At 54.1% G+C, this 20,219-nt stretch carries 15 protein-coding genes; 10 read left to right on the forward strand and 5 right to left on the reverse strand.

Annotated elements, in window-relative coordinates:
• The first annotated feature begins 601 nt into the window (after positions 1-601).
• The 3 genes from AC2TCY_RS10135 (at position 602) to cysK (ending at position 4,045) form a co-directional block, all read left to right on the forward strand.
• The gene (locus AC2TCY_RS10135; RefSeq protein WP_480847218.1) at positions 602-1,900 is read left to right on the forward strand and encodes a DUF3300 domain-containing protein; all 1,299 of its coding nucleotides are present in this window, start codon (positions 602-604) and stop codon (positions 1,898-1,900) included.
• A 1-nt stretch (position 1,901) separates the two neighbouring features.
• Positions 1,902-2,792, forward strand: coding sequence for a DUF2950 family protein (locus AC2TCY_RS10140; RefSeq protein WP_480847219.1), 891 nt, complete (start codon positions 1,902-1,904; stop codon positions 2,790-2,792).
• A 176-nt stretch (positions 2,793-2,968) separates the two neighbouring features.
• Positions 2,969-4,045 (forward strand): cysteine synthase A, encoded by a 1,077-nt coding sequence (gene cysK / locus AC2TCY_RS10145; protein ID WP_480847221.1) that lies wholly within the window; start codon positions 2,969-2,971, stop codon positions 4,043-4,045.
• Between the two features lie 355 nt (positions 4,046-4,400).
• On the opposite strand, the gene AC2TCY_RS10150 is transcribed toward cysK, so the two are convergent.
• A complete protein-coding gene (locus AC2TCY_RS10150) occupies positions 4,401-4,853 on the reverse strand; it encodes an Lrp/AsnC family transcriptional regulator (RefSeq protein ID WP_480847222.1) in 453 nt (150 codons plus the stop codon).
• A 115-nt stretch (positions 4,854-4,968) separates the two neighbouring features.
• On the opposite strand from AC2TCY_RS10150, the gene AC2TCY_RS10155 reads away from it, so the two are divergent.
• Both AC2TCY_RS10155 and AC2TCY_RS10160 read left to right on the forward strand, forming a co-directional pair.
• Entirely contained in the window at positions 4,969-6,168 is a 1,200-nt protein-coding gene (locus AC2TCY_RS10155) for a methionine gamma-lyase (protein ID WP_480847223.1), read from the forward strand.
• Between the two features lie 14 nt (positions 6,169-6,182).
• Positions 6,183-8,555: a 1-deoxy-D-xylulose-5-phosphate synthase N-terminal domain-containing protein gene (locus AC2TCY_RS10160; RefSeq protein WP_480847224.1), complete on the forward strand. Its 2,373-nt coding sequence runs from the start codon at positions 6,183-6,185 to the stop codon at positions 8,553-8,555.
• A gap of 525 nt (positions 8,556-9,080) precedes the next feature.
• Here the strand turns inward: AC2TCY_RS10160 and AC2TCY_RS10165 are convergent.
• Positions 9,081-9,497, reverse strand: coding sequence for a VOC family protein (locus tag AC2TCY_RS10165; RefSeq protein ID WP_480847225.1), 417 nt, complete (start codon positions 9,495-9,497; stop codon positions 9,081-9,083).
• A gap of 735 nt (positions 9,498-10,232) precedes the next feature.
• On the opposite strand from AC2TCY_RS10165, the gene AC2TCY_RS10170 reads away from it, so the two are divergent.
• The gene (locus AC2TCY_RS10170) at positions 10,233-13,589 is read left to right on the forward strand and encodes an ATP-binding protein (RefSeq protein ID WP_480847226.1); all 3,357 of its coding nucleotides are present in this window, start codon (positions 10,233-10,235) and stop codon (positions 13,587-13,589) included.
• A 340-nt stretch (positions 13,590-13,929) separates the two neighbouring features.
• Here the strand turns inward: AC2TCY_RS10170 and AC2TCY_RS10175 are convergent, their stop codons facing one another.
• From AC2TCY_RS10175 to AC2TCY_RS10185, 3 genes are read right to left on the reverse strand one after another with little or no spacing between them, the layout of a single operon-like run.
• Entirely contained in the window at positions 13,930-15,312 is a 1,383-nt protein-coding gene (locus AC2TCY_RS10175; protein WP_480847227.1) for an MATE family efflux transporter, read from the reverse strand.
• Between the two features lie 12 nt (positions 15,313-15,324).
• Positions 15,325-15,912 carry a helix-turn-helix domain-containing protein gene (locus AC2TCY_RS10180; RefSeq protein WP_480847228.1) on the reverse strand — a complete coding sequence of 196 codons (588 nt, stop codon included), beginning with the start codon at positions 15,910-15,912 and terminating at the stop codon, positions 15,325-15,327.
• 11 nt (positions 15,913-15,923) lie between these two features.
• Positions 15,924-16,502, reverse strand: coding sequence for a carboxymuconolactone decarboxylase family protein (locus tag AC2TCY_RS10185; protein WP_480847229.1), 579 nt, complete (start codon positions 16,500-16,502; stop codon positions 15,924-15,926).
• A 316-nt stretch (positions 16,503-16,818) separates the two neighbouring features.
• Here AC2TCY_RS10185 and AC2TCY_RS10190 point away from each other — a divergent pair, with 316 nt between their 5' ends.
• The 4 genes from AC2TCY_RS10190 to AC2TCY_RS10205 are packed head-to-tail and all read left to right on the forward strand — an operon-like array spanning position 16,819 to position 20,216.
• On the forward strand, positions 16,819-17,565 hold the full coding sequence (locus AC2TCY_RS10190) for an amino acid ABC transporter ATP-binding protein (protein ID WP_480847230.1): 747 nt from the start codon (positions 16,819-16,821) through the stop codon (positions 17,563-17,565).
• A gap of 1 nt (position 17,566) precedes the next feature.
• Positions 17,567-18,409: an amino acid ABC transporter permease gene (locus AC2TCY_RS10195; RefSeq protein WP_480847232.1), complete on the forward strand. Its 843-nt coding sequence runs from the start codon at positions 17,567-17,569 to the stop codon at positions 18,407-18,409.
• Positions 18,410-18,445: 36 nt separating this feature from the next.
• Positions 18,446-19,279, forward strand: coding sequence for a transporter substrate-binding domain-containing protein (locus AC2TCY_RS10200; RefSeq protein WP_480847234.1), 834 nt, complete (start codon positions 18,446-18,448; stop codon positions 19,277-19,279).
• Between the two features lie 55 nt (positions 19,280-19,334).
• Positions 19,335-20,216, forward strand: a complete 882-nt coding sequence (locus AC2TCY_RS10205; RefSeq protein WP_480847236.1) for an amino acid ABC transporter permease — start codon at positions 19,335-19,337, stop codon at positions 20,214-20,216.
• The last annotated feature ends 3 nt before the right edge of the window (positions 20,217-20,219 follow it).

The following is a 20,219-nucleotide window of genomic DNA, read 5'->3' on the forward strand; positions in this document are numbered from 1 at the left end:
TGTGTCCTTGTTGAAGTATCGTGCGAAATTATGATCCGTCTTGCCGCCGGATACGCTCCTATTTGTCGTCTACTCAATCCAGACAGAGACATCGTCACAGTTTGAACAACCCGCAATTATTTCCTGTGGATAGCCAATTTTCGAAGCACGGATCACGACAACTGTCCCATCAGCTTCGTTAAATTAATCCAGCCACTGTGAGAGACGCCAAGTGAATCAACCTGACCGGAGTTCAATAGCGCCATTGCTTCGTCTACCGTTACTTGATCCACTTCTAGGGACTGCGCGCAACCAGTAAGAGCGAAAAAACAAGTCGCAACCAAGGCCGAACATAATGCCTTTTTAGCCCTCACGGCTTCCACCTCCTTATTGTGAATCCTCTATGCAAGAGCCAACATTTCCCTTCTACTCAATACCTTATCTGATTTCACGACAGTGTTGACGATCTTAATCCTACGGAGACAGCGTGATAGAATAAGCAGGTTTTCAGCTTTGACTGAGGTCCCCAAGTCGCCAGAACGGCCCATAGCGGTCTTTTCGGCTGTTCGATTGCAAGAATCGAAGTTTTGGGTGATCCTTTGAGAAATTAAAGGATCGCAATATGTTCAAATATCTAATATTTTCGCTCGGTATTGGCGCATCCACTGCTCTGTTTGCGCAAGAGGCATCCGATGACGCCGTTGCAACGGAAGACGCCTCAACCACCTCATCCGATATTCTTACTGATGCTGAACTGCAAACTTTGGTCGCCCCGGTGGCTCTTTATCCCGACACGTTGCTGATACAGATTTTCGTCGCGGCCACGCAGCCATTGGAAATTGTGAAGGCAGAGCGCTATTTGTTAGACAATGCCGACCGCGACCCCGCAGAGCTTGAGCCGGAAATCGAAGCAATGGGGTGGGATCCTTCTGTAAGTGTATTGGCGACAGCGTTCCCCGAAGTTGTTGGTCAGATGGCCACACATATTGATTGGACCGAGACAATGGGCACTGCGATGCTGGCCCAATCCGATGATGTGATGGACGCGGTTCAGGTCATGCGGGATCAGGCGATTGACACCGGTGCTCTTGTTTCTGGGCCCGAGCAAACCGTCGAGGTGTCTAACGACGACACGATTGTAATCACGCCGACAGAGCCCGAAACAGTGTACGTCCCGCAATATAACCCCGAGACAGTTTATACTGGCCCCTCTACCGGAGACGTGGTGGGCGCGGCGTTGCTGACTTTTGGCACCGTGGCCCTGATCGATGAGATATTTGACGACGACGACGATTGGTATGGTTACTGGGGATGCCGAAATTGCGGTGGATGGGGCGGTGGCCCGATATACAGAAACCCGGATATCGACATAGACGTCGATGGCAACGTCAACATAGGCAATGATATTGATCTGGGCGATCGTACCGATATCGAATGGAAACCCGATCCTGACCGTCAACAGCAAGCCCGAGACAAAATCTCGGATCACAAGAGACCAGAAGGTGGTCGTGGCGATATGCCGGTCAACCGCCCCGAGGGACGCACCGATGAACTGCGCGCAAAGTTGAGCCGTGAATCCGGTGCCGCGGACATTAGCCGGGATGGCGCGGCGGCGGTTGCAGTCGGCGCAGGGGCAGGGGCCGTCGCCGGTGGCGCTCTGGCGAACCGGGGCAACGTTGATCGAGATAAGGCTGCCGCCAAGCAGAAGGCCGTCGACCGAACCAAACGTCCGGATGCGGCAAAAAAGCCTGTCGCACAAAGACCGCAGACGGCCAAGAAGCCTCAGGCAAGGAAGGCTTCAACGACCCAGCGTAAACCCACTGCGTCCAAGGGGCGGGCGATGAAAAAAAATGCGTCAGGCAGCAGAACTCATAGCGCGTCCAAACGTGGGCACGCGGCAAAAGGCAAGCGGAGACGGTAATATGCGTAATTCGGTTTTTTCTATTTTGCTGCTTGCTGCGACCACCAGCCCGGCGCTGTCGGACGGAGCCCGATTTGGCACTCCGCAGGCCGCTTTGGCCGCTTTTGTCGAAGCGTTGAAGGCAAATGATCAGAGCAAGTTGCTCGAGATTTTCGGACCCGAGGCCGAAGATGTGATCGGAACGGGTGATCCGGCGGAAGACCGGGAAAGAAGGCAGGAAGTGCTTGGCATGTACGCTGAGGGGTACCGTTTTCAGCCCGAGGATGATGGGGTTGTTCTTCTACTGGGCGAGGACAGTTGGCCCTTCCCAATCCCAATTCTGCAAGGGGAAGACGGTTGGCAATATGATCTTGAAGCAGGGATCGAAGAGCTTTCGGCCCGCGAAATCGGTTTGAATGAACTGGAAGTGATCGAAATGCTTGAGGCCTATGTCGACCTTCAGGCGGCGTTCCGGCTGGTGGATCACAATGGTGATGGCGTCATGGAATTTGCTCAGACGATCATTTCCGACCCCGGATCGCGAAACGGACTTTTCTGGCCAGAAGAAGACAGCTTCGTCGGTGCAGCGCTTGCACGTGCGGCCGCCTCGGGGTGGAGCGACGGTGAGGCTGACTATGACGCGGAACCCTTTCTTGGCTACTACTACACAATCTTGCAGGAGCAGGGGTCGAACGCCCCTGGTGGCGCCTACTCGTACTTTGTCGGGGATCGGTTCGTTGCGGGACATGCCTTGCTGGCAGTACCGTCTGATTACGGAGAAACGGGTATCCATTCCTTTCTCGTGGGCGAAAACGGCATCGTCTACGAGGCGGATTTTGGCCCGGAGACACTTGATCTAACTGCCGAAATCTCTGGTTACGATCCCGGCCCGGATTGGTCACCTGTCGAGTAACTGTCGATTGTCCGAGCCCTTCCAGCCAAGTTTCAGCAATACCTAATCGACCATCACTTCGAAGTCTTCGGTCATGCGTTGTCAACACTGGGATGGGGCACAGGCGGCACACTAGGGACGTATATTTTTAGCCCGATCTGTGGCACCCTTCCCAGATAGTGAACAGGGGGAATATCATGGCTATCCGAAACACAAAGGGGCGGGGACGCCTATTTGGCAGCGTTCTTGACACGGTGGGCGACACGCCATGCATCCGCATTACTAGGATCGCGCCGACGCATGTGAAGGTTTATGTCAAAGTCGAAGCGTTTAACCCTGCTGGGTCTGTCAAAGATCGATTGGCGCTTAACATCATTGAAGCAGCTGAGCGCGAGGGTCGACTGAAGCCAGGTCAAACCATTGTCGAGGCTACATCGGGCAACACCGGGATCGGGCTTGCTATGGTGTGTGCGGCCAAAGGATACCCGCTTGTGGTTACCATGGCCGATAGTTTTTCAGTGGAACGAAGGAAATTGATGCGTTTTCTGGGCGCGAAGGTCGTGTTAACGCCGCGGGCCCAGAAAGGCTTCGGTATGTACACAAAGGCAAAAGAACTGGCAGAGGAGAATGGATGGTTCCTGGCCAGCCAGTTCGAGACGTCCGCCAACGCCGATATTCACGAGACCACAACCGCCCAAGAAATCCTCGCCGACTTCAAGGGGGAACAGCTCGACTACTGGATCACGGGCTACGGGACCGGCGGAACTGTTTCGGGCGTTGCCCGTGTTCTTCGAAAAGAGCGCCCCGACACAAAGATTATTCTGACTGAACCGGATAACGCGGCCATTGTTGGCTCGGGCTACGTAAACACCCGCAACGAGGCCCATCAGCCGACCGAAAGTCATCCAAACTTTGAGCCGCATCCGATCCAGGGTTGGACGCCGGACTTCATCCCCTGGGTGCTGCAAGAGGCAATTGATCAGACTTACTTTGACGAATTGATCCCAATTCCAGGCAACGAAGGAATAGAGTGGTCTCGCCGCCTCGCCGCCGAGGAAGGCATCTTCATTGGTATTTCCGGCGGCTCCACTTTTGCGGCTGCGATGAAAGTCGCGGAAAAAGCGCCGGAAGGGTCCGTCATGTTGGTGATGCTGCCCGACACAGGCGAGCGTTATCTCTCGACACCTTTATTTGAAGGTATAGAGGAGGACATGACAGTAGAGGAACAGGCAATTTCTATGTCCACGCCCTCTGCACAGATGGTTGCTGAGTAGACGGGCGGCATCCCGCGCGAAGCAAACTTCGCCCGATGCGTAGTCGATGATAGCGTCGCAGACCGTACTGACCAATCTCGTGCGCTGTGCACGCACTTGTTGAAGAAACGACACGGTGAGCTTTTCTCTTCCATATCATGGCAGATGATGAGGTTGTGCTTGACCCTCTCCCGATAATCGATCCAAGGCTTCTAACCTTTTAACCAATTTGGGTTGATCGGGAAGACAAGGATTTGGGTGCCCAATTCAAGACTGACATTGAAGGCGGGCGCGGCGATTTATTTGCGGGAAGAAAACCATACAGCTGCCATGTTTGGGAATTTGTGTGTTTCTCTTGCGGCCTCCAAGCTTTCCATCAGGGCGGAAAAACCGCTGTTTTCTTGACCGTTCCATAGACAAAGCTAGTATCGATCGAAGCTATCCCACCAATCGGATGAATTCGGTTTCGAATAAAATCCTCGTAGGCCTCAAGATCCGACACTAAAACCCGCAACTGGTAATCCATTGCTCCGGTCAGCACGTGGCATTCCAGAACTTCGTCGATCATCCGAACGCGCTTTTCGAAGTTTTGTACATCCGTTTCATTATGCCGCTCCAACCGGATACGCACGAAGACAGTAATGGCCATCCCATATGCGGCAGCGTCCACATCGGCATTGTATCCCTTTATGATCCCGTTGGCTTCGAGGTTCTTGACCCGGCGCAAACACGGTGACGGAGACAAGTTCACCTCGTCAGCGAGATTCTGGTTCGTCATACGCCCGTCCCGCTGCAGCGCACGGATAATCTGCTTGTCCTTAGCGTCCATTACATCCTCACAATTGGCATAATCTGCTAATTTCTCTGCGCCTGTTAGTATAATTTGAAATCAATCGCCTGATGTAAAGGCGTAATCTGGTCTCAATACGCATCAGGAGCTTGCAATGACACAACCGACCGGATTTGCCACCCGCGCCATCCACCATGCCTACGATCCGCTGGAGAACGACGGCGCTCTGACGCCACCGCTTCACTTGACGTCCACCTTTACATTCGAGACGGCCGAAGCGGGTGGCGAGATGTTCGCAGGCGAGCGTGAAGGCCATATCTACAGCCGTATCTCGAACCCAACTTGCGATCTTCTGGAACGTCGTATCGCCGTGTTGGAAGGGGCTGAGGCGGGGCTGGCCCTGTCCAGTGGAATGGGCGCGATTACGGCGGTACTTTGGACACTGCTGTCGCCGGGTGACGAGGTGATCGTGGATAAAACACTCTACGGCTGCACCTTCGCCTTCATGCGTCACGGTCTGGCGAAGTGGGGTGTCACAATCACCCATGTTGACATGACAGACCCCGAGAACCTGAAAGCAGCCGTTTCTGACAAAACCCGCGTTGTCTATTTCGAAACACCAGCCAACCCGAACATGCGCTTGGTGGATATTGCCGCTAGCGCCGAAGTCGCGCATTCAGTTGGTGCTCAGGTCGTGGTCGACAACACCTATGCCAGCCCTTATCTGACCCGCCCAATCGAACATGGGGCGGATATCGTTCTGCACTCCGCCACGAAATACCTCGGTGGGCATGGCGATGTTGTCGCTGGTCTGGTGGTAGGAAACGCCGAGCAGATTGCAGAAATCCGTCTTGTCGGGATGAAAGACATGACCGGTGCGGTGATGGCACCTTTCAACGCGATGCTGATCTTGCGTGGGCTGAAAACACTGAACTTACGTCTGGATCGTCATTGTGCGTCCGCTAAGGTAGTTGCTGATTTCCTCGAAGCACATCCCGCTGTTGACGCGGTTTATTTCCCCGGGCTCGAGAGCTTTTCTCAGCACGATGTCGCACTCCGCCAGATGTCCCAACCCGGTGCCATGATTGCTTTTGAAGTCAAATCCGGCCTGTCCGGTGGGATTGAATTCATGAACCGCCTGAGCATGATCCAGCGCGCGGTATCCTTGGGCGATGCCGAGACACTGATCCAGCACCCGGCATCTATGACCCATTCGACATACACGCCGGAAGAGCGGGCCGAGCATGGGATTAGCGATGGATTGATCCGCCTCTCTGTCGGGCTGGAAGATGTCGAAGATATCCTTGCAGACCTAGAGCAAGCTCTGCCTTATCCTGCCCGCAGCGCCGCCTGAACCCGGAGACCGCCATGCACATTGATCCCACCCAGCTAAAGATCGTTGAACAACGCCTGCTGTGGTTGTCGCACTGGATGATTCACCATGCCAACCATGTCCGGCCCAAGGTGGATGGAATCAAGATCGGCGGTCATCAGGCGTCGTCTGCGTCGATGGTGTCGATCATGACCGCGCTCTATTTCTCGGCCTTGCGCCCCGAGGACCGGGTTGCGGTCAAACCCCATGCGTCGCCGGTTTTTCACGCGATGCACTATCTTATGGGCAATCAAACCCGAGAGAAGATGGAGAACTTCCGCGGATTTGGTGGTGTGCAAAGCTATCCCAGCCGGACCAAGGATATCGACGACGTTGATTTCTCGACCGGGTCAGTTGGTTTGGGTGTCGCGATAACCTCGTTTGCCTCGATCATTCAGGATTACATCAAGGCCAAAAGATGGGGCTCGGACGCCCCAATGGGACGCATGGTGGCACTTGTTGGCGATGCGGAGTTGGACGAAGGCAACGTTTACGAGGCGTTACAGGAAGGCTGGAAGAACGACCTGCGCAATACGTGGTGGATAATCGATTACAACCGCCAGTCATTGGACGGTATCGTCCGCGAGGGGCTTTTTGAACGGATCGAAAAAATCTTCGATGCGTTCAGCTGGGATGTCGTCCGCGTGAAATACGGAGTCCTCCAACGTGCGGCCTTTGAAGAACCCGGAGGCGACCGCCTGCGCGACTGGATCGACGCTTGCCCCAACCAGGATTACTCGGCCCTGACCTTCATGGGCGGTGGGGTCTGGCGTCAGCGCCTCATGGACGATCTGGGTGATCAAGGGGAAGTGACCGCCTTGATTGAACGGCGCACGGATGCAGAACTCTCTGCCTTGATGGAAAACCTTGGCGGCAACTGCGTCGAGACCATGGCCCAAACATTTGCCGCAATCGATCATGATCGTCCCACGTGTTTCTTGGCCTACACCGTCAAAGGATGGGGAACACCCATTGCAGGTCACAAGGACAATCACGGCGGGCTGATGAATAACAGCCAGTTCTCTACATGGCAGAGCCATATGGGCGTGCCTCAAGGAGAAGAATGGGAGCCGTTTGCAACTGTGCAAAACCCAGGCGCGCTCAAAGGTTTTCTGGCGAACACGCCGTTCTTTGCCAAAGGTCCGCGCCGCTATTTTGATGACAAGCTGGATGTGCCGCCGATCGCAATCGACACCAGTCGGGAAATTTCGACCCAGATGGCGTTTGGGAAGATCCTTGACGATCTGTCAAAGGGCGACAGCCAATTGGCCGAGCGCATCGTGACAACATCCCCAGATGTGACAGGCACAACAAGCCTTGGTCCCTGGGTGAACCGGCGCAAGCTGTTTGCCCGATCCGAGCAAGCCGACGCCTTCATTGAGCACCGCATCCCATCGACTGCGAAGTGGGAGTTTACACCGAAAGGGCAGCATATCGAGCTTGGCATCGCCGAGATGAATCTCATGTTGCTTCTGGGCGCCGCGGGTCTGTCGCATTCCCTGTTCGGTAAGCGATTGATCCCGATTGGCACCGTCTATGATCCTTTTGTCAGCCGCGGGCTCGATGCTCTGAACTACGCCTGTTATCAGGACGCACGCTTCATGCTGGTCGGCACGCCATCGGGCGTTACACTGGCACCTGAAGGCGGGGCGCATCAATCCGTTGGCACGCCGCTGATCGGGATGAGCCAGGACGGGTTGGCCGCGTTTGAACCGGCCTTCGCTGATGAGCTGGCCGTGATTATGGAATGGGCCTTCGATTACCTGCAACGTGATGGCGAAGGGCAACCGGACGAGCGCACGTGGCTTCGCGACGAAACCGGCGGCTCAGTCTATTTGCGCCTGACAACCAACCCGATTGAACAACCGGGCAATCGCGTGGATAACGCGTTTCGTCAGGGTGCTGTTGACGGTGCATACTGGCTGCGCAAGCCGGGGCCAAATTGCGAGGTTGTGATTGCTTACCAAGGTGCAGTCGCGTCGGAGGCAATCAAGGCCGCAGGCATGATTGGCCAAGGTCGCCGGGATATAGGTGTCTTGGCTGTGACTTCGGCCGATCGGTTGAATGCCGGGTGGACGGCCGCACAACGGGCGCGTTCGCGCGGCAATCTGGCGGCACGTTCCCACGTCGAAACTCTGATGTCCGGCCTTCCGCCTCACTGCAAGCTGATCACCGTTATTGATGGACATCCTGCGACGCTTTCCTGGCTTGGGGCCGTGCTTGGACATCAGACCATTCCAATGGGGGTTGAGCATTTTGGTCAGACCGGAACGATCGGCGATCTCTATCGCCACCACGGCATTGATGCGGATGCCATCCTGGAGAAAGTGAATGGCTTAACCCACGGCAGGACTCTTCATCGTGCATAAATGGATTGAATTTGGGGTAATACAGTAAAGAACGACCTGGCTTTTAACTCGGGCCAGGGTATCTGCCGGGGCTATGCAGGTAGTGCCCCTTGGTCAATGAAACTGGCGAATCTGATCCAAGCTGGCTAATCATCTCAGAAAACAGCATTCCTTTGAAGGAAGTCAACGGCTTGGCTACCTGCAATGGTCTTCGCAAGGTAGAATTCAGAGGTTCGATTCCTCCCGCCGCGACTAGATCAACTGCTGGTCAAATACAGAACCGGCTCCTGAGGTCACAGGCATTCGCCCGATCTACCGTACCAATGACGTGAGTTTACGCCCCGCAGGCAAGCTCCATTCCATGAGAATTGCGCTTCGATCCCACCAATGGCACTTGGGCAGGCATGTCCATTGCATATGCTACCCAGATAACAGGTCGGAACAAGTCCAGCCGTTCAGGCACTGTGCATCTAAGGTTAGAGACGAGCTCATTGTACCGATGTTCTCCATCGCAACGAACGGCTTTTGTCACCCACGAAACCCGCGTTATCCGTCTCGTCCGGGTTCGTCTGGATCGCTGGAGAACAAAGCGATCTTGTTACCTTGAGGGTCGCGAAGGTAGCCAACATAAAATTGAGATCCATACGAGGCACGGAAGCCCGGCTGGCCCTCGTCAAAACCGCCTGCGGCAAGAGCAGCGGAGTGAAGGTCACGAACCTGCTTTTGATTGCGAGCCGCGAATGCAACCATAGTACCGTTACCAGTCGAGGCCGGACGTCCATCAAAGGGGGATTTAACGTAGAAGTCCGGCATAACAAAAGACTGGTCCGGCTCTACGGGCAGCACGTAGCTCAGGTCTCCATGAAACTCTTCTAGCTCGTAACCAAGGGCTGGCAGGAACGCAGAGTAAAAACGCTCCGCGCGAGCGATGTCGTCAACACCAACGGTGACGTAGGCAATCATTCAGTGTGTTCCTTTTCGGAAATTTGGTTATTGCAACGAAATTACTGCATTTTGTAGGTCAACACATAATTTGCCTCAATGAACGATCCTTTGTTGAGTCCCCCAAAGCCGACATCGGTGCAATCGCAGCGAAAAATCACTTCGTCCGCATAGGGTTAGTCCTCTTCACAATCACTTAATTCCCGCAAATGGAGGCGGCGGGTCTGCCGGTCCTGCCACTTCCATGTTCGGGTTGATTGGATTTAACCAAGTCAAACGCTTTCCGTGATTTGAGAGAGGTTTCTAACCGCCCCTTCAGACAACGCAATTTTGCGGGCGGGGTTCTCGGCTGCATCTGCAAGCTCAAAAAACAACCGATCCATCAATCGATCCAGACACACGGAGGAATTTTTTTGGCTGGAAATGTAAAGCTCCTGCATTGCTGAATATACTCCCAAATTGGACATAGAGCCTTAGGCTATTGAAAGTGAATTAGTATTTATGCATGTGACATTGGCGTATTACGCCTATGATCTGTTCCTGAAAATACAGCTATAATCCAAGCTGTTCGCCGTTGCTGGATCGCAATCAAGGACCCGTTGTGTCTCACATGCCTGGGTGACGTACGTTGGCACAAATACTGTGGTCGGTTCGTTCCAAAGAAATATCCAAACATGACAAGCAACTCTCGTTGCGGCTAGAGTTGAACATTATTGGATTTTTGCTCGTCCGCAATAGCAGGGGGAGGAGTTTGATTTGCAGGATATTCAAAGCTGGCTGACCGAACTGGGGTTGGAAAAATACTCTGAAGCCTTTGCAAAAGCTGAGATTGATTTGGAGATTTTGCCGAGTCTGGACAAGGACGACCTGAAAGAACTTGGACTGCCAATCGGACCTCGTCGCAGGATCATGGATGCAGTTTCCCAAACCTTGCTAGGCAACTTCGACCATGGACCTTCTACCGAAAGGGCGAATTCGGCTGAGTCAACCGAGCCGTCACACAATTCTTCTATAGATGCGGAGCGCCGCCACCTGACGGTCATGTTTGTCGATCTCGTCGGTTCGACGGAGATAGCCGGACGTATCGATCCTGAGGACATGCGCAATGTCATAACAAACTACCAAAACACTGTGGCGGGTGTAGTTGGGCGCCATGAAGGGTTTGTCGCCAAATTCATGGGCGATGGGGTGCTGTGTTATTTCGGGTGGCCCCGCGCTAACGAAGACGATGCGGACCGCGCGGTGCGTGCTGGACTAGAGGTCATCACCAGCGTGCAGAATACAAAAGCACCTGACGGTACCGCCCTTGCGACCCGTGTTGGAATTGCCACCGGGATTGTCATTGTTGGTGACTTGGTGGGCAGCGGCGCATCACAGGAAGCCGCTGTGGTTGGCGAAACGCCCAATCTGGCGGCAAGATTGCAAGGTATCGCTCAGCCAAACCAACTTGTGCTACCTTACGAAACCCAGCGGCTGTTGGGCGGCACCTTCAAGCTGAAGCCCATTGGTAAGCAACGATTGAAAGGTGTTGGCGCGCCGGTCGAAACTTTTGCTGTCGAAGGTGAAAAGGCAGTCGAAAGTCGGTTTGCCGCCCGGCAATCTGGAACCCTGACCCCCATCATAGGGCGAGACCACGAGATAGAGCTGATGCTCGAACGTTGGTCTTTGGCTCGGGCGGGGCAAGGTCAAATGACCGTTGTCAGCGGCGAAGCAGGTATTGGTAAATCTCGCATCACGCGGGCGGTTGTCGACAGCATTTCGCATGACGATCATATCCGTATCACTTATCAATGCTCGCCTTATCATACAGATAGCGCATTTTACCCAATCATTCAGCAGTTGTCTTTTGCCGCCGGCTTCGCAGCGAATGATGATTTGGCGGCGCGTCTTGACAAGCTCGAGGCGCTGATAGGAAAGGATCAAGATACGCTGAGGTTGATCGCGCCGATGCTGGGATTGAATGGCGCACAGCGTTATGGCGACCATAACCTGACACCTGTCCAATTGCGCGCACATACCATGCAGGCATTGATCCGGCTGCTGGCGCAACAAGCCTCGGAAAAGCCGGTGCTGTTGATCTACGAGGATCTGCACTGGATTGACCCGACCTCGCTTGAGCTTCTTGACCTTATTTTGGATGCGATCACGAAACAGCCGGTCATGATCCTTGCAACAGCGCGGCCAAGTTTCGAACACGGGTTTGGCGGGCATCCACTTGTGACACGCTTTGCACTCAACAGGCTGGGCAAAGATCAGATCGTGGCCATTGCTGGAAAACTGACGGGCGGCAAGGCGTTGCCGGACGAGATAATGGAAATTATTGCTCAGCGCACAGATGGTGTCCCTCTTTTTGTAGAAGAACTAACAAAAACGATCCTTGAATCTGGTGTGCTGAAAGAAGAGAGTGACCAACTCGTCATGGTTGGTCCGCTGAGTGCTGTGGCCATTCCGACCACTCTGCATGATAGTTTGATGGCACGACTGGACCGATTGCAACCGATCAAGGATGTGGCGCAGACGGCTGCTTGTATCGGACGTCAGTTTAGCCACGACCTTCTGGCGAAGGTTACGCACCTTCCAGAGGACGAACTCCGAGCTGCGTTAGAGGGCTTGATCACGGCGGAGCTAATCTATCGGCGCGGTTTACCGCCCGAGGCCACCTATATATTTAAACACGCACTGGTTCGGGATGCCGCGTATGAAAGCTTGCTGAAAGAAAAGCGCAGGACAGTTCATACGCGCATCTTGGCCGCGTTCGAAAACGATGCCGACATTGCGCCGGAAGTACTGGCGGCACATGCTGAAGCCGCAGGCCAAACTGATCGGGCAATAGACCTATGGGAAAGTGCAAGCAAAGTTGCATTTGCAAGGCCCGCATTCGAAGAAGCGGTTTCGCACCTTAGACGGGCCTTCAGCCTGAATAGCCAAAAACCTAATGCGGAGGAGCCTGAAGGGTTGAAGCGAGCGCTGGACCTCCAGGTGCAGATTGCGCCCTTACTGCTGGCTCTGCATGGTTACGCTGCGGACGAAACGGCTGAGGCATATAGAGTTGCCTTGTCTTTGGCCGAGAAGCTCGGAGATTCACCGCTTAGGTTTCCTGCGCTTTATGGTCTATGGGTGGGAAACTTGATGACAGGAAGGCATGAGGAAGCCCTGAGAATAGCACGACACGTCGCAACTGAAGCAACAACTTCAGGGGTTCGTGTCAACAAAATGATCAGCGCCCGTCTGATAGGTGTTTCATGCTGCATGCTTGGTAAGTTCCAATCAGCGAAAGCTGAGTTTGACCGTGCTTTAAATCTATATGTGCCCGCCGAAAACAGTGGATATGAAAGCCGCTTCGGGCAAGATCCGGGTGCTGCAATTTATGCTTATCAATCACTAAACCTCTGGTGTCTGGGCAGAACGCAAGAATCCGACTTTATGGCGAAAAGAGCAGAGGACGCAGCATCGAAAACTGATCACGCGACCACGATCTGTTATGTGCACATGCACGTTGGGCTGCGTGAGCTACTGAACCGATCCCATTCCTCAGCCCGTCGGCATGCCGATGTGCTTCAGGAAACAAGTGAAAAATTCGGCTTGAAACAAATGCGCATTTACGTTGATGCCATTAACGCATTGGCCACGGGGGTCGAAGAAGACGATGAGTGGGTAAACTCCTACAATAGGTTTGAAGTTACGTATGAGGAATTGAACGCGCGTCTATACTTGCCAATATTCAGAAATTTGGCTGCATGGAAAGCTCTTGGCGCGGGCCAAATGAACCTCGGAGAAATGTTCGCGGCGCAGTCACGGCATGCACTCCGTGAAACCCATGAGAACTTCATTAAGAGCGATCTGTTGCGTCTCGAAGGTGTCATTGCGGTGAAAACCGGCGACGGGAAAACTGCAGAGGGTTGTTTTTCAGAAGCGCTGAAAGTTGCAAGGAAACAGGGCGCGAAAACATGGGAACTGCGGGCGGCCATTAACCTTGCCACTCTGTGGCAAGTAAGCGATCAGGTGAACGAAGCAATTTCCGTCCTCGAGTCTGCTAGCAACAATATCGCAGATGGGGATTGCGTTGACGATCAAGCTATTGCCAAGAAACTGCTTGCAGAAATTGCCGGATAGTCAGACACGGCAAGCTTCGAGCGACTGCCTAAAAAATCTTACGCAAACAGGGCACCTAAGAAACGGCGCTCCTTAGTTTCGAGTCTCATAAAACGCATCGATACCACATTGCAGCAGCATCTCTTCATTTTCGCGCAGGCTCAAAAGTAAAGCACACTGCGTGAGCAATGATCTGAGGAGAAAAGTGGTGGCGCTTGTAGCTGGTAGGCGATGACCTCGTCGACGTTAGTCTTGGTATCGAAAAATCAACGGCGGGCGGTACGGGTGCCCGCAGCTACTGTGTCACAGGGGCTTTGTCGCTCCCTTCTTTGTATGATGATTGCAGCTCGGTCGCGTCTGGTCAGGCAGGGCGTGAAGGTCTCCAGAGGCCACCCATTTCCCGCCTTGCAACATATGTTGTCATGAGCAACGCAATAACCCACCCGGTGACAACAGCCGTCGCGGTTCCAAACCATACGCCGATTTCGCTGAAGCCCCACAGGCCGACAAACACCCAGACAAAGAATGCAACGCCGAAACCCTGGCGGTACAGGCTGATCCAAACTGTCCAAATGGGTCTTTTGAGGGCCTGAAGCAGTGAGTTTATAGAAAACAGCATCATGTAAAACGGCAAAATCAAACTGTCGACGCGCAGGTAGCTGACGCCAACCCGAATGACCTCGGGGTCGTTGGTGAAAAAACGCATTACGAATGGCCCCAGAAACCACAAGATGGGGGCAGCGACCGCTGTCATGACAAACCCAACTTTCCAACAATAAAACAGGGCGTTGCGCATGCGGTGATACTCGCGCGCTCCATAATTCTGTGATGCAATTGGTAGCAGAGCGCCGGTGACACCAAGCACGGGCAGAAGCAGGATTTGTTCCAGCCGGATGGCGATACCGAACCCGGCTATTGCGTGCTCTCCAAATATCTTGAGAGCAAATTGCATGACAAAGCCAGACAGCAACATCACCATGAAGGACACAGCTGTTGGCAACACTTGAACGGAGATTTCAGCAAATCGTTTCAGGCGAGGTGCGAAATACGCGGCTCGCATCCGCTTCATCCGACGTCGCCTCAGAACCTGCCGGATCATGTACGCCATTACACCGGTCTGGCTGATCACGGTGGATGCCGCCAAACCGTCAAATCCGATACCCGGAACCAACCCGGGAATACCGTAGATCAGCAAGGGATTCAGCCCGATATTGGCGAAAAATGCTATGATCAGTGCTCGTTGCATGGACACGGCATCGCCATGCGCCTGCAAGATACCATTACACCCATGCGCCAACAAAAACCCGGGCAACGCCAAGAGAAGCCAATAGAAATAGCGCATTCCGGCATCGCGATATTCGCCCGGTACCGAGACCAAGTGTATCAAGGCCGGCCCATACCAAAGCCCCGCCAACGCGAGCAGACCGGCGGCGATGAAGCCAAAGGTCATTCCCTGTGCAGCCAGACGCCGAGCCATTCGATGGTTTCCCGCCCCAAGCGCATTTCCAACCAGTGCGCTCATGGCGGCACCAAGGCCGACGCCCACAGACATCGCGATAAAAAACGCCTGAAATCCAAGGGCCAGTCCGGCCTGTGCACTTGTCGACAACAGTCCGGCAAAAAAAATGTCCACGACGTTGTAGAGTGTGCTGAACAGCATCCCAACCGCACCAGGCACCGCCAGCGTTCGGAAGTGTCCCGAAATGGATCCGCGGGTCAGGTCAAGGTCGACTGCAAGAGCCATGTTACCGGGGCATCACGGCCGCTCAGCCTGAACAGTCAGAAAGACAAACTCAGGGGTCAGAACCTCTTCAAAACCGTGGTTCAGTTCTGCGTCCACGCTGATACTGTCGCCCGTCTTAAGTTTGAACCGGGCGTCGCCATAGCGGTAGACGGCCTCTCCCTCGAGCGCTAGTACAAAGACGACGCCATGTCCGACATAGGTGGGCGGCTGTCCGCCGTCGCGCAACAGTGTGACGCGCCGCGCCTGAAATCGCAGATCTTTGCGCGAGTGCAGTGCCAGATTGACATACTCATGACTATGCCCGCCTGCGATCCGCGTCGACTTCAAGCCTTCGCCGTGACGTACCAGGGTATAGTCAGTATGGTCGGTGCGGGCTTCGCGGAACAAAGACACGATCGGAACTTCAAGGGCCTCGGCAAGCGCCGCCAGCGTGTCGATCGACGGTGAGACAAGCCCATTCTCAATTCGGCTGACCATCGCGGCGGAAATACCCGACTGTTCGGCCAGTCGGCGAGCCGATTGCTTGCGGCTTTGACGCAGTTCTCTGAGCGATGCTCCGATTGCGCGGTCGATCTGTCTTCCCGGAGGGTCTCCCTGCATGATCTGTCCTATCAATCGTTGCTGTAATATCCCACAACATCGCCGTCAGTTGTCACACCCAGCCCGTTCAATAAGCGGTTCGCGTAGTTGAAGTATCCTACGATCTGATTGATTTCGAGGATTTCACCATCTTCCCATCCTGTTGTTTTCAGGGCGGCGACGTCGGCTTCGGTCATGGCTCCGGGTGATAGCGTCAGTTTCTCGGCATAATTCAGCGCTGCAAGATGGGCGCCGTCGAACGCATCCTGCGGGCAACGCGCCTTAAGCGCGGCCTCAATCTCGTCGGCCCGCGAGTCGTCGTCGATCAGATGTCGGGCATTTGTCCAGTGGTTGGCGTAAGAATAGGGGCAGGTGTTTAGCGTGGAAACGTAAGAGCTGATCACTTCCTGAAACCACATCGGAACTGTGTTGACCTGATCGTGCAGACAAGCGCGATACAAAATCACGTGCCCCTTCATGGTGTTAGGCCGCAGGGAATGAACGCGCATGACATTGTCTACTGTTCCATGTGGCGTCCGCGCCAGATCCAGAGTGGCCTTCAGCTGCTCGTCGGCATCTTCATCGGAAATCATCCTGATCCAGGCAGACATTCGCGGTTCCTCCCTTGGTCGTCAGCTCGAAATTTGGGCGCTGTAATTCTGTCCCATGAGTTTTTTATTGACGAGTATTGCATATTAAGCAACCATATTAATCAGAGTGCAACGAATTTGAGGATTCTGAAGCCTTGCCCGATTGCCCCGCTCAATCCCAGCGCCTGGCTGGAACTGGCTGTTTCATCGGTTCTCATGCCGCCCTGCGACCGGAGATCTACTCGGCGACCATGTGGAGAATTGCAAAGAATGCACACCACACTCATCACCGCAAAGGACAGTCGAACATGATGTCCCGAACCCAGACAGGCGCAACATGAACCAAGCCACTCCGATGATTGAAGTGACCAATCTGGATAAGTACTACGGCTCGTTTCACGCGTTGAAGAGCATCGATCTGACGGTGCATCAGGGTGAGAAAGTCGTGATTTGTGGCCCATCTGGATCTGGAAAATCCACTCTGATCCGCTGTTTCAACGGATTGGAATGGCACAATTCCGGCCGTCTCGTGATTGACGGGATCGAGGTGTATGACGGTGCCAAGGAAATCCGTGAGCTTCGTCAGGAAGTGGGTATGGTTTTTCAGCAGTTTAATCTGTTCCCGCATCTGACGGTTTTGGAAAACCTGATGATCGGCCCGATGAAAGTGCGCAAGATCCCTAAAGCGCAGGCCGAAGAAACCGCCCGCAATTATTTGGAGCGCGTACATATTCCCGAACAGGCCGACAAATACCCGGCGCAGTTGTCGGGTGGGCAACAGCAGCGCGTGGCCATTGCACGGTCGCTCTGCATGGAAACTCGGATTATGTTGTTCGATGAGCCAACATCCGCGCTGGATCCCGAGATGATCAACGAGGTTCTGGATGTTATGGTCGAACTCGCAGATACCGGTATGACCATGGTTGTCGTTACCCATGAGATGGGATTTGCCCGAAAAGTTGCCGATACGATGGTCTTCATGGAAGCAGGCCGCATCGTCGAGGTTTCACCGCCCCAACAATTCTTTACCAACCCATCCAGCGAACGGTGCCGCCTGTTCCTGGATCAGATTCTGGCGCATTGACGTGGCCGATTTGGGCATATCGGGGCCAAAAGGTCAGCCATTGCCGAAACCGCCGGTCTATAAGCGGTTTTTCGACTCGGTTCTGATCTCGATTACCATCTACGCGATCATTGTGGGGCTTATCGCATACGGCGCGTATGTTGGTGCGCAGGGCATGGGGTATAATTGGCAATGGTACAGGGTGCCACAGTTCCTGTACCGCAACACGGAAATTGGGTTTGAATGGGGTGAAATCCCGATTGGGCTGGTGGCAACGATAAAGCTGTCGGTCACCGCTTTCCTTCTTGCAACCGTCATCGGCCTGCTGGTGGCGCTTTTGCGGTTGTCGGGATTGGTGATCGGGTCTGCCGTCGCGGTTGGATACCTTGAACTGATCCGTAATATCCCTCTGCTGGTTCTGCTCTATTTGTTTTATTACGTTCTGGGGCCGATATTCGGGTTTGACCGCTATGTTGCCAGCATCCTGACATTGGCCGTTTTCCATTCCGCCCTGATTTCCGAGATCCTGCGCGCGGGGATTAACGCCATTCCCACAGGCCAGTGGGAGGCGTCTAAGTCCATCGGGATGACGACCTATCAGTCTTATCGCTACATCATACTGCCACAGTCCATTCGCTTCATGCTGCCGCCCATGACCGGTGAGATCGTTCACCTGATCAAGTCTTCTGCGATTGTTAGTGTGATCGCGGTTGCTGAACTGACCACGTTCGGACGCAACATCATTTCCGATACCTACATGAGTTTCGAAATCTGGTTCACCATCGCACTGGTCTATCTGGTGGTGACCCTGATCCTGTCGATCGGCGTGAGCCACCTGGAGAAGAAATATGCCGTCGACCAATAAATCTGAAAAATTTGTCGGACAACAAGGAGAACCAAGATGAAGCTTTCTCGCAGAATGCTCGGGGTTGCACTCGGTGCGGTTGTGGCAACTGGAATCGCGACCTCTAGCTGGGCACAAAGCACAACGCAGGAACTGTCCAGTGAAAGTGTAATTGAAACAATCAAGCAGGACGGCGTAATCCGGATCGGACTGTCCCTGTTTGTTCCGTGGTCGATGCGCGACAAGAATGGCGACCTGATCGGGTTCGAACTGGATGTCGGTCGCAAACTTGCTGAAGACATGGGTGTTGAAGTCGAGTTCGTACCAACCGCGTGGGATGGAATTATCCCAGCACTCGTGTCGTCCAATTTTGATGTGATCATTTCCGGCATGTCGATGACTGCGCAGCGAAATCTGACGATCAACTTCACTGACCCCTACGCCTATTCAGGACTGGCCATCCTTGCCAACAAGTCGATGACCGAAGGCATGACGCTGGAGGATTTCAACAAGCCAGAAGTGACCTTTGCGGCCCGTCGCGGCGCAACTCCGGCGGCAGTGATCGCACAAAACTTCCCGGATGCGACACTGTTGTTGTTCGATGAAGACGGTGCCTCGACCCAAGAGGTGCTGAATGGCAATGCTCATGCCTCGATGGCGGCGCAACCAACCCCGAACCGTGAAGCCGGACGCAATCCCGAAACGCTGACCGTGCCTTTCGAAAACCTTTATGATCCGAGGGGCGAGGCATTTGGCGTTCGCAAGGGCGACCCAGATGCCATGAACTTCTTCAACAACTGGATTGCGCAGCAGTGGCGGTCGGGTTGGCTGGAAGAGCGCCACAACTACTGGTTCGCCACTGAAGAGTGGGCAGATCAGGTTGCTCAGTAACTGAAATGATCGGGGGCGGCTTCGTCGCCCCCGAACCTGACACGGAGCGTGCCCGGTGCAAAACTTCCTGAAGAAACTGAGATGGCCTGACTACCTGATCGTGGCAGTTCTGACTGTCTTTTTCGGGTACATCTGGCTGTCGATCGAAGGCACGCTGAACTACAAATGGCGGTGGGAGCTGATCCCAGGATACATCGTCGGCTGGCATTCCAGCCGCGAGGAGTATTTTGCCAACCTCCTGTTGCAAGGGCTGGCTGCGACGGTCCGCATCAGCATCTACTCGGGCATTCTGGCGTTGATACTTGGCACAATTCTGGGTGTTGCGCGGTGTTCGGCCAACCTGACGATCCGAATGCTGGCACGAACTTACCTTGAGTTTCTGCGTAACGTGCCGCCGGTCGTCGTTGTCTTTATTTTCTTTTTCTTCCTATCCCAGCAGTTGATTGATGCACTCAACCTGGAACGTTGGGCGAGGGGGATCGCTCGGCAGGAAGACAATCAGATCTGGGTGTTTTTCTTCGGTGAAATGCGTCGTTTCCCGTCGCTTGTCTCAGGTGTTATCGTACTGGCCCTGTTCGAAAGCGCCTTTGTCGGCGAGATTGTTCGGGCCGGAATTCAGTCAATTCCGAAAGGTCAGCGCGAAGCGGCACGTTCGATCGGTATGAGCCGACTTCAGGAGCTGCGTTATGTGGTCCTGCCGCAAGCGATGAAGAAAGTGGTGCCGCCCCTTGCCAATCAGTTTATCTCGCTGATAAAAGACAGCTCGATCCTGTCACTGATTTCGGTGCAGGAGCTGACCTACAAGACAGTTGAACTTGTCGCATCATCTCGCATGATCTTTGAGGCGTGGATCACCACGGCCGCCTTTTACTTTATCGTCTGCTTTGGTCTCAGTCGCATCTTCGCAAGGCTCGAGAAACGGTCTGAGAAGCAATAGTAA

The organism is Ruegeria sp. HKCCD7181 (genome assembly GCF_057221055.1).

Excerpts from the sequence above, each read along its gene's own strand:
- AC2TCY_RS10135 (WP_480847218.1), top strand. The coding sequence starts at position 602 with ATGTTCAAATATCTAATATTTTCGCTCGGTATTGGCGCATCCACTGCT.
- AC2TCY_RS10140 (WP_480847219.1), top strand. The coding sequence starts at position 1,902 with ATGCGTAATTCGGTTTTTTCTATTTTGCTGCTTGCTGCGACCACCAGC.
- cysK (WP_480847221.1), top strand. The coding sequence starts at position 2,969 with ATGGCTATCCGAAACACAAAGGGGCGGGGACGCCTATTTGGCAGCGTT.
- AC2TCY_RS10150 (WP_480847222.1), bottom strand. The coding sequence starts at position 4,853 with ATGGACGCTAAGGACAAGCAGATTATCCGTGCGCTGCAGCGGGACGGG.
- AC2TCY_RS10155 (WP_480847223.1), top strand. The coding sequence starts at position 4,969 with ATGACACAACCGACCGGATTTGCCACCCGCGCCATCCACCATGCCTAC.
- AC2TCY_RS10160 (WP_480847224.1), top strand. The coding sequence starts at position 6,183 with ATGCACATTGATCCCACCCAGCTAAAGATCGTTGAACAACGCCTGCTG.
- AC2TCY_RS10165 (WP_480847225.1), bottom strand. The coding sequence starts at position 9,497 with ATGATTGCCTACGTCACCGTTGGTGTTGACGACATCGCTCGCGCGGAG.
- AC2TCY_RS10175 (WP_480847227.1), bottom strand. The coding sequence starts at position 15,312 with ATGGCTCTTGCAGTCGACCTTGACCTGACCCGCGGATCCATTTCGGGA.
- AC2TCY_RS10180 (WP_480847228.1), bottom strand. The coding sequence starts at position 15,912 with ATGCAGGGAGACCCTCCGGGAAGACAGATCGACCGCGCAATCGGAGCA.
- AC2TCY_RS10185 (WP_480847229.1), bottom strand. The coding sequence starts at position 16,502 with ATGTCTGCCTGGATCAGGATGATTTCCGATGAAGATGCCGACGAGCAG.
- AC2TCY_RS10190 (WP_480847230.1), top strand. The coding sequence starts at position 16,819 with ATGAACCAAGCCACTCCGATGATTGAAGTGACCAATCTGGATAAGTAC.
- AC2TCY_RS10200 (WP_480847234.1), top strand. The coding sequence starts at position 18,446 with ATGAAGCTTTCTCGCAGAATGCTCGGGGTTGCACTCGGTGCGGTTGTG.